Source organism: Limnospira sp. PMC 1279.21, from assembly GCF_032349615.1.
GTDB classification, from domain to species: domain Bacteria; phylum Cyanobacteriota; class Cyanobacteriia; order Cyanobacteriales; family Microcoleaceae; genus Limnospira; species Limnospira fusiformis.
Window position 1 is genome coordinate 1 of record NZ_JARPLU010000029.1, and the last position, 15,503, is coordinate 15,503.

Annotated in this window: 10 protein-coding genes; 5 read left to right on the top strand and 5 right to left on the bottom strand. The window is 43.5% G+C overall.

The features are described 5' to 3' along the window. Positions 1-459: 459 nt before the first annotated feature. On the bottom strand, positions 460-1,803 hold the full coding sequence (gor, locus tag P5683_RS06585) for a glutathione-disulfide reductase (protein ID WP_006623629.1): 1,344 nt from the start codon (positions 1,801-1,803) through the stop codon (positions 460-462). A gap of 282 nt (positions 1,804-2,085) precedes the next feature. On the opposite strand from gor, the gene P5683_RS06590 reads away from it, so the two are divergent. Then, positions 2,086-2,427 carry a hypothetical protein gene (locus tag P5683_RS06590; RefSeq protein WP_006623628.1) on the top strand — a complete coding sequence of 114 codons (342 nt, stop codon included), beginning with the start codon at positions 2,086-2,088 and terminating at the stop codon, positions 2,425-2,427. 141 nt (positions 2,428-2,568) lie between these two features. Beyond that, on the top strand, positions 2,569-4,479 hold the full coding sequence (locus P5683_RS06595; protein WP_315639563.1) for a S9 family peptidase: 1,911 nt from the start codon (positions 2,569-2,571) through the stop codon (positions 4,477-4,479). Between the two features lie 187 nt (positions 4,480-4,666). Here the strand turns inward: P5683_RS06595 and P5683_RS06600 are convergent, their stop codons facing one another. Continuing rightward, on the bottom strand, positions 4,667-6,085 hold the full coding sequence (locus P5683_RS06600; protein WP_315641803.1) for an ATP-binding protein: 1,419 nt from the start codon (positions 6,083-6,085) through the stop codon (positions 4,667-4,669). A 907-nt stretch (positions 6,086-6,992) separates the two neighbouring features. Between P5683_RS06600 and adhE the strand changes: the two genes are divergently transcribed. Both adhE and P5683_RS06610 read left to right on the top strand, forming a co-directional pair. Continuing rightward, positions 6,993-9,764, top strand: coding sequence for a bifunctional acetaldehyde-CoA/alcohol dehydrogenase (adhE, locus tag P5683_RS06605; protein WP_315639566.1), 2,772 nt, complete (start codon positions 6,993-6,995; stop codon positions 9,762-9,764). A 249-nt stretch (positions 9,765-10,013) separates the two neighbouring features. Next, positions 10,014-11,036: an NAD(P)-dependent alcohol dehydrogenase gene (locus P5683_RS06610; RefSeq protein ID WP_046319188.1), complete on the top strand. Its 1,023-nt coding sequence runs from the start codon at positions 10,014-10,016 to the stop codon at positions 11,034-11,036. 75 nt (positions 11,037-11,111) lie between these two features. Here P5683_RS06610 and P5683_RS06615 read toward each other — a convergent pair whose 3' ends face one another. Beyond that, a complete protein-coding gene (locus tag P5683_RS06615; RefSeq protein ID WP_315641804.1) occupies positions 11,112-12,653 on the bottom strand; it encodes a serine/threonine-protein kinase in 1,542 nt (513 codons plus the stop codon). 74 nt (positions 12,654-12,727) lie between these two features. Between P5683_RS06615 and P5683_RS06620 the strand changes: the two genes are divergently transcribed. Continuing rightward, positions 12,728-13,681, top strand: a complete 954-nt coding sequence (locus P5683_RS06620; RefSeq protein ID WP_315641805.1) for a class I SAM-dependent methyltransferase — start codon at positions 12,728-12,730, stop codon at positions 13,679-13,681. Between the two features lie 51 nt (positions 13,682-13,732). Here the strand turns inward: P5683_RS06620 and P5683_RS06625 are convergent, their stop codons facing one another. Next, positions 13,733-14,143: a CAAD domain-containing protein gene (locus P5683_RS06625; RefSeq protein ID WP_006623620.1), complete on the bottom strand. Its 411-nt coding sequence runs from the start codon at positions 14,141-14,143 to the stop codon at positions 13,733-13,735. A 292-nt stretch (positions 14,144-14,435) separates the two neighbouring features. After that, on the bottom strand, positions 14,436-15,179 hold the full coding sequence (locus P5683_RS06630; protein WP_006623619.1) for an energy-coupling factor ABC transporter ATP-binding protein: 744 nt from the start codon (positions 15,177-15,179) through the stop codon (positions 14,436-14,438). Positions 15,180-15,503: the final 324 nt, after the last annotated feature.

Genomic DNA, 15,503 nt, shown 5'->3' on the forward strand with positions numbered 1-15,503 from the left:
ATTAATATAGTCGTCGGCAGTTGAATTGACAACGGAACCCGCCCCTACAATTATTAATTATTAATTATTAATTATTAATTATTAATTATTGCCTGTTGTTAACTGCTTACCAGGGACTGCTAATCATAGTAAAACCAGCCCAATAATAGGTGGTGAGCAAAATTCGCCATTGTCCGGGGTTTAACCGTATATCAATTATTGAGTTGCGAATCTTCTGAAGTATTATACGCTATTGTCGTAAGATGTCCTGCAAATATACGACTAAATCATGGCTCCGACATTAGAGCTAAGGTCCCCAAATCGCTAATGTTCCAATTTGGATGCCAAGATATAGGTAAAGCGGAAAAGGAGGGTGATAAATTTGTGGGGGCGGGTTCCGCAATTAGTTAAGGTTCCCGACGACAATTTTAATCAACCCGCCCCTATCCACCCTCCTAGGTATCAATCAGGAATCAGCAATTAACCCATGGTGACGAATTCTTCACCGCTGCTGGGATGAATACCCATTGTGTTGTCGAAATCTTTTTTGGTAGCTCCCATATTAACAGCGATCGCAACTCCTTGGATCAGTTCTGCTGAGTCTTTACCCACCATGTGAGCGCCCAAAACGCGATCGGTATTAGTTTCCACGATTAACTTCATTAATACCTTTTCATCAGCCCCCGTCAGACTGTGGAACATGGGTCGGAACACAGCCCGATAGCATTTAATCCCATCACCGAATTTTTCTTGGGCTTGGGCTTCTGTCATGCCTACTGTCGCCGCCTCCGGTTGGGAGAATACCGCTGTAGCGATGTTATCATGGCTGATGGAGCGCGGTAAATGACCAAATTCCGTATCTGCAAAAGCCCGACCTTCGGCGATCGCTACTGGGGTCAGGTTCACGCGGTCTGTGCAGTCTCCCACCGCAAAAATATTAGATTGAGTCGTGCGGCTGTCTTGAGTTACAGCGATCGCCCCTTTAATCGTTTCTACCCCCGCATTTTCCAGGTTTAATCCATCCAGTTTAGGCTGGCGACCTGTCGCACACAACAGAGCATCTACAATCAACGGTTCTGTATCATCACCTGTTAGGGTGAGTTTCAGACCTTCCTCGACTTTTTCGATTTTTTCAATGGTGGTATTGGTGCGGAAATTCACCCCATGCTTGGTCATACCCTCTTGAATATGGTTCCGCAGGTCTTGATCAAATCCCCGCAGGATCAGGTCACGCCGGATAATTTCTGTGACTTGGGAACCTAAACCATTGAGGATACCCGCAAATTCTACCGCAATATAGCCACCACCCCAAACCGCGAACCGTTTTGGTTGTTCCGGCAGCAAAAACATATCATCAGAAATGATACTATGTTCAATGCCGGGAATCTCTGGGCGCACCGCTTTCGCTCCCACTGCCACCAGAATTTTATCGGCGGTAATTTTGCGATCGCCTACTTCTAGTGTATGGGCATCAATAAATTTAGCGTATCCATCAATAAGTTCCACTCCGGCTTTTTCCAAAAAGCTGATATGGAGTTGGCTTAACCGTTTAACTTCCGTATCAACCGCTTGGGTGAGTTTTTGCCAATCAAAGCTACTCTCCACCTCACTCCAGCCATAGCCTACCGCGTCCTTGTATAGGTGGGAAAACTGGGAAGCATAGACCATCAGTTTTTTGGGGACACAACCCCTGATCACACAGGTTCCCCCAACCACTGAATTTTCAGCGATCGCTACTTTCGCCCCATAGGAAGCCGCCCGTTTCGATGAAGCCAACCCCCCTGAACCTGCACCAATCACAAACAAATCATAATCGTATGCCATACAATAATAGCCTCTTGTCTAAAACATCAATTTTCTAAGATGACTTGGATCGCCCAATGACTTCCAATATATTTTACCCCAATCAGTACCCGGCTCCAAATTTGTGGAACTTATTGCCCACCTGACCAGTCCAGACCATGAGAAATCAATTACCATCTAATTCATAATTGATAACTCTTGACGTATAATGGCGGTCATCATCTTTGGCTCAAATTTTGCTGATCGCAGTTGAATTAGTCGTATGATTGGGAAGTAATCATCTGGTTAGCAAGTTACAATATTATGAGAATTTGTCCCCCCAAAACTGTGTCTAAATTTCTGGTGGTGTTCCCACTAATTGGCAGCACCATAACTGCCATGTTTCCGGCGCAAGCGTTGACCCCACAACAGCGCCAGGAATTTCAGACCAATTATCTGCAAGGATGCCGAGCCGGAATGGCGGCTGAGAATATTTCCCCCCAAAGAGGAGAAGCCTTTTGTAATTGTACCTTAGATCGTTTAAGTAAACTGCCAGATGACAAATTATTGGCGCTAAGTAATCTGACAACTCAACAGGAAATTATGGCAAATCGAGATTTTCAAGCAGCTTTTATGCAATGTTCTCCCACCTTGATAAAAGATTGAAGTGAGTTGTTGATTGTCAGGAGGACCAGGGTAGAAGTTGCCCTATCTCTGGCAACCTAGTGGATAATAGAGGTATTTTACTGATATTTTAGGTAGAATTTCCCTGTATAGGAATCCACTGGAGTTATAGAGATAGAAACTATGAGTTTAAGCGTCGCGCCCTATGGCTCCTGGCAATCGGCCATCACTACCGACTTAATTATTAAAGGGGCAGTCGGGTTGGCAAGTCCTGCCTGGGATGGAGATGATATATACTGGATTGAGGGACGACCCTCCGAAGGGGGACGCAATGTGATTGTGCGCCTAACCCCCAAAGGCGATCGCATTGATTGCACTCCGGCCGCTTTTAATGCTCGTACCCGTGTACATGAGTATGGGGGAGGATCTTATACCGTCAGTGAGGGGACGGTATATTTTTCTAATTTTGCTGATGGACGCATTTACCGTCAGGCGATCGCCTCAGTTGCTCAACCCACCGAAATTGTACCCGAACCTATCACCCCAGAAGGAAATTTCCGCTATGCTGATTTGCTCATAGATACCCGCCGGGGACGTTTGATTTGTGTGCGGGAAGACCACAGCCAACCAGGAGAACCCGTTAATACCCTCATTAGCCTTAACCTTAACAACCCTGAAGATATCCAAATCTTAGCCACTGGGGCCGATTTTTACGCCTCCCCTAACCTCAGTCAAGACGGCTCGCGTCTCTGTTGGATTTGCTGGTATCATCCTAATATGCCTTGGGATGGTACAGAATTATGGGTGGCTGAAGTTACCGAAAATGGGACTTTAGACCAACAACAACGGGTGGCAGGGGGAGTCCAAGAGTCAATTTTTCAGCCTCAATGGTCTCCTGATGGAACTCTTTATTTTGTAAGCGATCGCGCTAACTGGTGGAACCTCTACCGGCTTCGTGATCAGAAAATTGAGCCATTATTTCCCCTCCCGGCGGAATTTGGACTACCTCAATGGGTCTTTGGGATGTCTACATTCGGTTTCATCTCCCAACGGCGGCTTTGTTGTGCCTATACTCAAAATGGTATTTGGTCCTTAGCTACTTTAGACCCAGAAACTCAACAATTACGCTCCTTTGATGTTTCCTATACCTACATTTCCTCCGTCAAAGTTCACAACAATAGTATTTTGATGTTGGCATCTTCCGCTACTGAACCGACCGCCTTGGTGCAATTGGATCTCAATGCTGGAGAAATCAACGTCCTGCGATCTTCCACCGAAATAGACCTAGACCCTGGTTATTTATCGGTCCCAGAACCTATTGAGTTTCCTACCGAAAATGGCCAAAGCGCCTACGGCTTCTTTTATCCACCCCAAAATAAAGACTATGTGGCTCCTGATACCGAAAAACCACCTCTCCTAGTCAAAAGCCACGGCGGACCCACGGCGGCGACTTCTAGCAGTCTCAATTTGAAAATTCAGTATTGGACCAGTCGCGGTTTTGCCGTATTGGATGTTAACTATGGTGGTAGTACCGGCTATGGTCGGGAATATCGCCAACGTCTTCAGGGTAACTGGGGAATTGTTGATGTCGCTGACTGTGTTAATGGTGCTAAGTTTCTGGCGGCGCAAGGGTTGGTTGATGGCGATCGCATGGCGATCGCTGGCGGTAGTGCTGGGGGTTATACTACTCTGTGCGCCTTGACTTTTCATGATGTGTTTAAAGCTGGCGCTAGTTACTATGGCGTTAGTGATTTGGAGGCTTTAGCTAACGATACCCATAAATTTGAGTCTCGCTATCTTGATGGCTTGATTGCACCTTACCCAGAAGGTCGGGATTTGTATATAGCCAGGTCGCCTATTCATCATAGCGATCGCCTCAACTGTCCCATTATATTTTTCCAAGGACTCCAGGATCAAGTCGTCCCCCCTAACCAAGCTGAGAAAATGGTGCAAGTCCTCCAAGCTAAAGGCTTAACCGTCGAATATGTCACCTTTGCTGATGAACAACATGGCTTCCGTAAAGCTGATAATATTAAGACAGCCTTAGAGGATGAGTTTCAATTCTATATCCGTGTATTTGGGATTGGTAACTAATAGCTACTCCCAGGGGAATGATTACCGGGGAAATTAATTGATGCTTGATTCTTGATTCTTGATAGTTAGGAATTATCAACTATTTTCCCCATAAAAAACTGCGACATTAACCAAAATATAATCTTCCTTAATTCCTAACCAGAATTAGGGGAGGTTAAACCGATATATGTCGCCATCTGTTTCCCAATTATCTACATTGTCTGCTATACTCTCGAATTACCGGAATCAGCGTAAATAATGTTTGCTGTTCCCGTTGGATATTATCCACTAAAAACCGCTTTTGTAAAGATTGAACCGCCAACAATAAATCCGAACTATTATGGTTAGTATTCTCTAGCAAATCCGCCATAGACACACCGGAATCTGATGCCGATAACCGCCCCATTACCTGTTTTTCCAAATCCGATAATTGCTGCCAAAAATAATCTAATATATGCTTGATTTCTGGCAATACCAAGATAGAGTTATTGGCTAGATATTGCTTCACACTACCACCAAAAAACTCTTTTATTGTCCGGGATACAATTTTCAAAAAGCCGGGATTACCACCATATATATCTATCAATTCTTGCCAATTATCAGCGTCTAACAAACTGGCAGAAGTCAAAATATTATGGGCTGAATCTGACCCCAAGCCTGCTAATGTCAAGCATTTAACCCGATGATTATTATTAGTTAACTCGATTAATTCTTGAGGCAAAATTGAACTATTCATAATCAAACAACTGTTATGGGATAGTTCGCCAATCGTTTTAAAGAATAATCGATAACTTTCGTAACCCGGTTTATAGCCTCCCACCAGGTTATGAGGATTTAAAATCGCCTGCACATCGTCTAAAATGAGCAAGCAGCGATGTTGTCGGAAAGATTCCATGACTAATGATAATTGTTCTGCTAATTGGTGGGATGGGTTTTGAGCTTCTGCGACTGTGGAAGCGTAACTGATGGTCAGGGGTCGGATATCCGGGTTGGGGGGAGGCAAAAATTGGGTTAAATAAGTTAAGATTGAAGATAGGGAAGGTAGGGTGCGTAAACTCCGCCAAATCACACAATCAAAATGGTCTTGAATTTGTGGTAAAAGATGCAGGGCGACTGCCGTTTTACCTATACCACTAAGGCCCAAAATCGAGACTAAATGACTGCGATCTTGTAGTATCCAATTTTTGAGAGTAGCCACTTCTTCTTGGCGATCGCAAAAATAATCCCCATTAGGTATATCAGTGCGATCGATACGCCTGAAGGACTCAGTGTTATATGGTTTAGCCATAGTTTCACCCTGGGGAGGTGGGGAATTTGTTTGAGTGACTGTATCAATGGTAACAAATTCTTCGCTATTGGACAAAGCCGGAAGTTGTAGCCTCTGACAAGTCGATCGCAAATTAGATTTATTGATTTCCTCTCCCGACGCTTGGGAAAGGGTTTTCCATAGCAGACAAGCCACCTTTTTGACATGGGGTTCGCTACAGTTGTAGCCCGCGGCAATTTCCGAGTATTTTTGATTTTGGTAAGTCCCCTGCAAAATTGCTGTCTCCAGGTCATCTAGGTGTTTTCCTGTTTGGATCAACACTAGACCGTCAGCCCATTCGATAATTTGTTGAACTTCCATAATACTAATAAGTGTTATTACTTATTCAAATTGTCTCATCTTCGCCAGTAGCGATCGGTGATCAGGGGACAAGGGACTCGTAATGAATAACACCGGATCACAGAGAAAAACAGCCTATATATCTGTGATCTGATAACTCCCAACCTGTGACCGAAAACAACTATCTGAGTTGAGGGAGAGACCAGGGACAGGTAACAGACGGCATAGAATCCTTGAGGCTGTCCTATATATAGCAGTTCCCGGACTGATGAGGTACTTTTCAAAGCCCCTCTCCCTTTCTGGGAGAGGGGTTTGGGGTGAGGGCTGTATTTCATAGAGATGAGAAGCGCTATATATGTTATATATTCGGAAAATGTCTAGTAATGGTCTCTTATCTCTGGGAATTTTATACCACTTTTGACAACTTTTGACAACTTAATACTACTTTAGACTACCTTATCCCACTAGCAATCACTCCATCCTACTCAATCAAACTTTATCCGACTTGGGAAACTTTTGCCTACCATTTCGCGACCAGCAAGCTGAGATTTTCCGAAAAAAGTAGATACACAATCCTACTTTTTGCTGCTGACATAAAGAATTTAGTTTGCTATAAATGAAAGTGGGCAGAGTTAAAGGTTAGCTACCAATAACTAATTCGTCCAGATTACATACTGGAATCCTTTATTTTATCAGAGTTCGTCTATGTGTAGGTATGTGTTCACCACCCATGTTAATAAGTTGACCATACCTACCTTTTTGAACTAAAGGGCATCTATCACCTGAATTGGCTATAATTGCTGGCAATGATTAAATATCATCGTCGGGGCTGAGTATGGCAAAAATCACCATATTTGATAGCAATTTGATAGCATATCCTTGGCAAAAAATAGCCTCGCAAATTCTCGCAAAAAAAGAAGCGTAAACCATGAAAATTAGCCAAGAAACTCACCTGAATGATTTAATCCAACAAGTCAAAGACGCTCAAGCCCAATACGCGACTTACAGCCAAGAACAGGTAGACAAAATTTTCCAAGTCGCTGCTTTAGCCGCCAACGCCTCCCGGATTAATCTGGCTCAAATGGCTGTAGAAGAAACCGGAATGGGAGTAGTAGAAGACAAGGTAATCAAAAATCACTTTGCTTCTGAATACATTTACAACAAATACAAAGGCGAAAAGACCTGTGATGTTATCGAGTCTGATCCCCATTATGGCTGGCAAAAAATCGCCGAACCCCTAGGAATTTTAGCGGGAATTGTCCCCACCACTAATCCGACATCTACCGCTATTTTTAAAGCCTTATTAGCCCTGAAAACCCGCAATGGTATTATCTTTTCTCCTCACCCCAGAGCCACAGAATGCACCATTAAAGCTGCCAAAATTATCCTAGATGCGGCGGTAGCTGCTGGCGCACCAGAGGGAATTATTGGATGGATAGATAACCCAACTCTCCAATGGTCTCAACAGTTGATGCAGCATCCTGATATCAGCCTAATTTTAGCAACAGGCGGACTGGGAATGGTGCAGGCTGCTTATTCATCTGGACATCCTAGCATGGGGGTTGGTTCCGGGAATACTCCCGCCATTATTGATGGGACTGCTGACCTGAAAATGGCTGTTTCTTCTATCTTAATTAGCAAAACTTTTGACAATGGTATGATTTGCGCTTCTGAACAAGCAGTGATTGTTCAAGATGAGGTTTATACCAGCGTTAAACAGGAGTTAATCGCCAGGGGTGCATATTTTCTGAAACAGCAGGAAAAAGAAGCCATCCGACAACTGATTCTTCAAGATGAGCGATTAAATCCGGAAATTGTGGGTCAGTCGGTGCAAAAACTAGCAGAAATGGCAGGTATTCAAGTAGAAGAAAATACCAAAGTTCTGATAGGAGAGGTTACAGAAGTTGGGGTTAATGAACCTTTATCTTATGAAAAGCTGTCGCCAATTTTGGCAATGTATCGGGCTAGTAGTTTCCCCGCAGCAGTTGAGACCGCCCAAAAGTTAATTATTTTTGGTGGTAAAGGACATACATCTGTTTTGTATACTCACCCTGGGAATAGCGAACATATTAAATATTTTGAAAATCGTTTGCACACTGGGCGGGTATTAATTAATAGTCCTTCATCTCAGGGGGCTATTGGCGACGTTTACAATTTCCGACTGTCTCCTTCTTTGACTTTAGGATGCGGTAGTTGGGGGGGTAATTCGATTAGCGAAAATGTGGAACCACACCATTTATTAAACATTAAAAATGTCGCGGAACGTCGGGAAAATATGTTGTGGTTCCGAGTGCCGCCCAAGATTTACTTTAAGGGGGGATGTTTACCAGTAGCCCTGGGAGAGTTACGGGGTAAAAAACGGGCTTTTATTGTTACGGACAAACCTCTGTTTGATCTGGGATTAGTTACGCAAGTTACGGAGGTGTTAGACCGGATAAAAGTACCTCATTATGTGTTCTATGATGTGGAACCAGATCCGAAACTTTCTAATATTAATAAAGGGGTGGAACTTATGAATAGTTATCAGCCCGATATGATCATCGCTTTTGGTGGCGGTTCCCCCATGGATGCGGCTAAAATTATGTGGCTGATGTACGAACATCCACAAATTGAGTTTGACGGTTTAGCCACGCGATTTATGGATATTCGGAAGCGGGTTTATGCTTTACCAGAACTAGGAAATAAAGCTATTATGGTGGCAATTCCTACTACTTCTGGGACGGGTTCTGAGGTGACACCTTTTGCTGTGGTTACCGACGATCGCACGGGGATTAAATATCCTCTCGCTGATTATGCCCTGACCCCAAATATGGCGATCGTTGACCCGGAATTAACCTTAAATATGCCGAAAAAACTAACGGCTTATGGTGGTATTGATGCGGTGACTCACGCCTTAGAAGCCTATGTCTCAATTTGTGCGTCACAGTTTACTAATGGACTGGCATTAGAAGCATTAGGGTTACTGTTTAAATACTTGCCTTCTGCTTATCAAAATGGCGCAAAAGACCCGAAGGCGCGTGAACAGGTGCATTATGCTGCCACTATTGCTGGTCTGGCTTTTGCTAATGCTTTTTTAGGTATTTGTCATTCCCTAGCACATAAATTAGGCTCGACTTTCCATTTGCCTCACGGCTTGGCAAATGCTTTAATGATTTCCCATGTAATTCGGTATAATTCTACGGATGTCCCTTTTAAACAGGCGATTTTTCCGCAGTATGAATACCCCCAAGCTAAACAGCGTTATGCAGAAATAGCTGACTACCTCAAATTAGGCGGAAATACCCTTGATGAGAAGGTAGAAAAATTGATAGAAGCTGTGGAATCTCTCAAGCAAAAAATTGAGATTCCACTGACCATTAAACAATCACTAGACATCGAAGAAAAGGAATTTATGAGTAACTTACCTAATTTGGCTAACCAGGCTTTTGATGACCAATGTACTGCTGCTAATCCCCGTTATCCGTTAATTGCTGATTTGCAGAATTTGTACGCTACTGCTTATCATGAACCGGCTGTTAAAAAAGCACCGACTCACCCAGAATCTCAGCCGGAAAATACGGCGCAAACTCAACAAAAACAATATCTGGAAATGATTGACAAGTATTGTCAAGGTGGTGAGTCGGCTATGGCTGTTGGCGACCTGGATAAGGATACATTAATCGGGTTAAATGATGCTTGGTGGAAAACTGGGGTTATGTAATCCCATGTAATCGAGGATATTTCCATCAAATTTACTTGACTTTCGGCTTTTGGCGATCGCTATAACATAGCGATCGCCATTTGATTGACCTGTTTTGAGTAATCATCACTTGACCAAATTCTCCCCAACTATCTGGCTATTGCTGAAAATGCCACCCGCCCAAAAGTTAAAAAAATGTTAATTTTTACCAGAATCATCAAAAAGTATTGTATGATGTATGCAATTTATAATAGCAAGGAAAATATTAATATGACTACAGCCACTAAAGTTAAGGCTTATGCGGCTTTAAATTCCGGTGAAAAATTGCAACCTTGGGAATATGAACCAGAACCTCTACAGGTTGATGAAGTAGAAATTCGAGTCACTCACAACGGCTTGTGTCATACGGATCTTCACATGAGGGATAATGATTGGAATGTCAGTCAATATCCCCTGGTTCCCGGTCATGAAGTGGTTGGAGAAGTTACAGAAGTTGGGGAAAAAGTGACTTCTCTACATAAAGGCGATCGCATAGGGGTTGGCTGGATTAGAAATTCCTGTAGGTCTTGCGACCATTGCTTACAAGGAGAAGAAAATATCTGTCGCGAGGGCTACACAGGTCTGATTGTAGGTCATCATGGGGGATTTGCTGACCGCCTACGGGTTCCCGCAGATTTTACCTATAAAATACCCGATGCTTTAGACTCCGCCAGCGCCGCCCCCCTATTATGTGCCGGAATTACCGTTTATAGCCCCTTGCGGACCTATATAAAACACCCGGGGATGAAAGTTGGGGTGATGGGAATTGGCGGACTCGGACACTTAGCGATTAAGTTTGCTAGGGCTATGGGGGCTGAAGTTACGGCGTTTTCTACTTCCCTAAATAAACAAGAACAAGCTAAGGAATTTGGCGCTCATAACTTCCAACAATGGGGGACGGCTGAAGAAATGAAGGCGATCGCCGGAAGTTTTGATCTAGTGCTTTCTACTATCTCTTCAGAAACTGATTGGGATGCGGCTTTTAGCTTGTTAGCTAATAACGGGGTTTTGTGTTTTGTGGGTATCCCAGTTTCGACTTTAAATATACCCCTAATTCCTTTGATTTTTGGTCAAAAAGCTGTGGTGGGTAGCGTTGTCGGCGGTCGGCGGTTTATGGCGGAAATGCTGGAGTTTGCAGCGGTGAATCAGATTAAACCGATGATTGAAACTATGCCATTAAGTCAAATCAATGAAGCTATGGATAAGGTAGCCGCTAATCAAGCCCGCTATCGGATTGTTTTACTAGCTGATTAGCCAATAGTTGCAATCACGGCTAGATTTACCAGGTTATAGCGCCAAGATACTTGCTGAGAATTTTGGCGCTAATTTCTACTGAAAATTTGTCGGGGAACTGGTGGCGGATAATTTGGCGATCGCATCAATTATTCCCAGGGAAAAAGCATAACCGGGGGGACAGGGTAATTCATCTGTGGAAAGGGGTAGTGATTCCCCTACCGTTGATAATAATGGCGGTTCTGTCGTCGTTTGGATGCTTTCACAATAGTTAACTCTCGTGATATAATCAGAGGGGGTTTTCCGAAAACTAGGCAGACTAAAAGTTCCCAAATCTGTCGGGTCTTTGGGTTGCCAATTTTGTTGGCGTTGGTTATCCGCATCTGAGATTTTACCCCCCCATAAAACCGCTACATAACCATAACTATCACTTTGGCGAGGAATCGCGGCTATTTGTACTCCATGATTATTAATAACTTGTACCTCAAAATAATGGCTAGGTATGGCAATTAATTGTGAGAGTTGGTCGATAAATTTTCCCGTGTCTAAATAGGCTTCGTTTTGCAGATTAATATAAGTAGATAATGATTGAATAGCCTCTAAATTACTAGGGCGAATAATCGGTTCATTTCGTGAGGTAGTGGGTTCAATCTTTGATGATTGTTGGGTGGTTTTGAACACAGAAAACAGGGCTATAGATGCAGCGATCGCACTCCCAAACCACAAATACCTACCATAGACATTTTTCGCTTTTCGAGGCTGATTGAGGTCTTTTAATGCCGCTGAAGCTGATGTATAACGGTTACTTAGACCTGGCGAAATTAGACCATCTAAAACTTCCGCTAATTGAGAACTAACCGCATTTTCCCCCAGCCAATCTCGCCATACCCAATGATTATCACCATCCACCAAATTAAACGGTGATGTATTCGTTAATAAATAAATACAGGTCACACCTAAACTATACAGGTCACTGGCAAAAACCGCTTTTCCTCGTAATTGTTCTGGGGCGACAAATTCCGCAGTTCCGATGCTAGTTCCCGTTTTAGCCAGGTTAGTTCCCGTGTGGAGTTTACTCGCCCCAAAGTCTACTAAAAAGAGAAGTTTATCGCTTTGTCTACGGATAATATTAGCGGGTTTAACATCCCGATGAATTAGGTTTCTGGCGTGTAGATATTGTAAAATCGGTAAAATTTGATTGAGGATATCTCGGATTTTGCTTTCCCCAAATACCCCCCTTTCCGCTAATTCTTGTTCTAAGGTTTCTCCCGGAATGAACTCTTGGATAATATACTGTTGTTCATCTATGGAAAAATATGCCAAAAATTTGGGAATTTGGGGATGGTTAAGCACCTGTAAACTTTGGGCTTCTCGACGGAAGAGGCGAGAGGATACTTTAGCATCATTAGTCAGAAGGGTGAAAAATTGTTTAATCGCACAGGGAGGGTGATTAGTTTCGCTTTCATCTATACCTAAATAGGTTCTTCCAAACCCCCCAGACCCAATTTCTCTCAATCCTCGATAGCGATCGCCTAACTTTAATGACTGACCGCAGCGTTCACAGGATACAATATCCTTGGGGTTTTCGTGGCGACAGGCGGGATTAAAACAAAGACTCATAGTTTTTCCCTGGGACATAGTTATCCCTTAACTCTAACACAGATCCTAAGACTATGAGATAATCAACTGTTGATGATTATAATGTCCGTCTGATGAATACAAGCGATAAAATCAAACCCGACTGGGCTGGTGGTGATTTCCTCTCCCAATTTGTGAATCTTCTCATCCAAACTAAGCCAATTTTCAACCTCATGAAATATCAGGCTAGGCGGGTGTTAATTAAAACCGCCGAAAAGAAAGGCATTCCCTGGCGAGAAACTTATCAGCAACTCGAAGGGTCTGGCGTAACAGCCTTACTCCCAGAAATCACTGATACCACAGTAGTTTACCCCGACTATTATCAAGTTCCCTTTCATGCTTATGATGAAGGAAATCTTTGCTGGAAAGCTGCTTTTGAGGCGGAGTCTGCTACCTATTCAATGGCTTTGCGAGTATGGCCAAAAGAGGATTTATCATGGCTAACAGCCCAGGAAAGGTTGCGGCACAGTTTTCATCAGGTTTTAGAAAACTATAGCCCTAACCCAGTTCATGATATTTTAGATATAGGTTGTTCCGTGGGAATTTCTACCCAGGCTTTACATAGTTATTATCAACACAGACAAGAAACCTCAATCCGAACAGTAGGCTTAGATGTATCTCCCTATATGTTATCGGTGGCAAAAATGCGGGATACTCAAGGAAAAATTAGTGAGTGGAAACACGCTAACGCTGAGAATACCGGTTTTCCTGATGATTCTTTTGATGTGGTAACTTTGCAATTTGTGATTCATGAATTACCGCGAACAGCCACGCGGAAGATATTTAAAGAAGCCTTACGAATTTTGCGATCGCATGGTGTGTTAGCCATAGTTGATAATAACCCCAAATCCGCCGTCATTCAAAATCTGCCACCCGTGCTATTTACCTTAATGAAAAGTACAGAACCCTGGACGGATGATTACTATACCTTTGATGTAGAAACCGCCTTATCTGAATGTGGATTGAACTATCAAACCACCATCGAAACTGACCCTCGTCATCGAACTATTATTGCCATCAAACCTTGATTTAAAAAATAGGGCGCTATTGCGCCCAAGTGAAAATCGGCGTTTTTCTAGTTAGGACTTATTGCCAAAAACCTGTTTGCGTAAAGCGTTAACTTCCTGTACTAATTCCTGGCGGGTGGAGGCTTTCAGCAAGTAACGGTAGACAAACCAAGCCGCATATCCCATGCCAATCAACTCAAAAGTGGGAGCTACCAAGGGAATATCATTGAGGGCATCAACTACCGCAAATAACACCTTAATTGTGACCACTGCCACCACAATTAACAGGATAGTAACAATAGGTTTTTGATACTCTCCAAAAAACTTGGAAACATAACCTGGTAGTTCCGACAAAAAGACAACTACTTTCTCTTTGATTTCTTCAAATTGTTCTTTATTCGGTCCCTGGTCTGGTGTGGGTGTCATAGTTCCTCCTTCGGGGGAAGCTGTGGTGGGGTTGGCACTTTTGGTAGGTTCTACCATGTTAAATCTCCTTCGACTTAATACAAGATTATCGCTATTGACACTCCCAGCCCTAACAGGACGGGGATTCTTGGGTCTTCGGGGAGCGAACGCTTAACCCCTCACCAAGCATCTTCACCGCGTGTCCCACGGCTGCAAGTCCACGCCTTGAAGTTGAGTTTTTCGGCGAATATCACCCCTACCCTATCACAGAGACGGTCCGCTAGTTTCCAGAAGAAATACCGCCTGGTATTGCAGATCTATTCCTGCAATTGAGTCACTTTCATAGATCACCCTTGCGCCGGGCTAGGTTTCAGGCCCAATTATCCGGTAAACCGCATTTTTCCAGGGTGTCCCTATCCTGCAATAGTTCTTTAGTGGGTCGATCTACTTGAATTTTGCCATCTCCCAAAATTAGCGATCGCTCTGTTACTCGGCTTACCCATTGTAGATCGTGGGAAGCAATCAATAGGACTTCGATAGGTAAATTAACCAAAATTTCCGCTAAGTTACGCCGCCACCACGGGTCTAGCCCATTGGTCGGCTCATCTAAAATCAAAATGGTAGGATTTAGGGCTAGAATGGCTGCTAAGGTGGCTAAACGTTTCTGACCCCCTGATAGTTCATGGACAGACCGATGAGCCAATTTAGCTAAACCAAATTGGGCTAATAATTGATGGGCGATTTCTGAGGCTTGCTCATTACTAACCCCATAATTACAGGGACCGAACATGACATCCTCAAAAATGGTCGGCATAAATAGCTGGTCGTTAGGGTCTTGGAAACCAAAACCTATCTGGCGGCGTATCTGTCGCAGGCTTGACGGTTCTACCAAGGTTCCCTGAATCCAAATCTTGCCACTGTTAGGAGTTTTTAAGCCAATTAGGGTTTCCATCAGTGTACTTTTACCCGTCCCCGTTGGTCCGAGAAGCCCTAGACGTTCTCCTGGGTTCAAGCTAAAGGAAATTTCCCGCCAAATTGGCTTTTCCCCAGCATAGCTAAATGTCAGATTCTCAACTCTTATGCTACAATCAGATTCCCAATGCGATCGCTTCATCAAAACGCCGTTTATCTTCAAGATGGTCTTGGGGAATTCATAATTCACAGCGGAACCCACCCCTACCCAATTATTAATTATAGCCGGGTTTCTACCGCAGAAGTCAAGAAACCCGGTTTCTCAAAGAAACCGGGTTTCTAACCAGTGATTATTATTCGCCGTGGGGCGGGTTTATTAAGATGGTCGTGGGGAATTCATAATTCACAGCGGAGGCGCGCCCCTACCTAATTATTTATTAGAAGTCAAGAAACCCGGTTTCTCAAAGAAACCGGGTTTCTAACCAGTGATTATTATTCGCCGTGGGGCGGGTTTATTAAGATGGTC

What these genes read in the sequence shown, in the direction of transcription:
- P5683_RS06615 (WP_315641804.1), bottom strand. Translation starts at nt 12,653, where the DNA reads ATGTCCCAGGGAAAAACTATGAGTCTTTGTTTTAATCCCGCCTGTCGC.
- P5683_RS06600 (WP_315641803.1), bottom strand. Translation starts at nt 6,085, where the DNA reads ATGGAAGTTCAACAAATTATCGAATGGGCTGACGGTCTAGTGTTGATC.
- gor (WP_006623629.1), bottom strand. Translation starts at nt 1,803, where the DNA reads ATGGCATACGATTATGATTTGTTTGTGATTGGTGCAGGTTCAGGGGGG.
- P5683_RS06630 (WP_006623619.1), bottom strand. Translation starts at nt 15,179, where the DNA reads ATGAAGCGATCGCATTGGGAATCTGATTGTAGCATAAGAGTTGAGAAT.
- P5683_RS06625 (WP_006623620.1), bottom strand. Translation starts at nt 14,143, where the DNA reads ATGGTAGAACCTACCAAAAGTGCCAACCCCACCACAGCTTCCCCCGAA.
- P5683_RS06610 (WP_046319188.1), top strand. Translation starts at nt 10,014, where the DNA reads ATGACTACAGCCACTAAAGTTAAGGCTTATGCGGCTTTAAATTCCGGT.
- P5683_RS06595 (WP_315639563.1), top strand. Translation starts at nt 2,569, where the DNA reads ATGAGTTTAAGCGTCGCGCCCTATGGCTCCTGGCAATCGGCCATCACT.
- P5683_RS06620 (WP_315641805.1), top strand. Translation starts at nt 12,728, where the DNA reads ATGAATACAAGCGATAAAATCAAACCCGACTGGGCTGGTGGTGATTTC.
- P5683_RS06590 (WP_006623628.1), top strand. Translation starts at nt 2,086, where the DNA reads ATGAGAATTTGTCCCCCCAAAACTGTGTCTAAATTTCTGGTGGTGTTC.
- adhE (WP_315639566.1), top strand. Translation starts at nt 6,993, where the DNA reads ATGAAAATTAGCCAAGAAACTCACCTGAATGATTTAATCCAACAAGTC.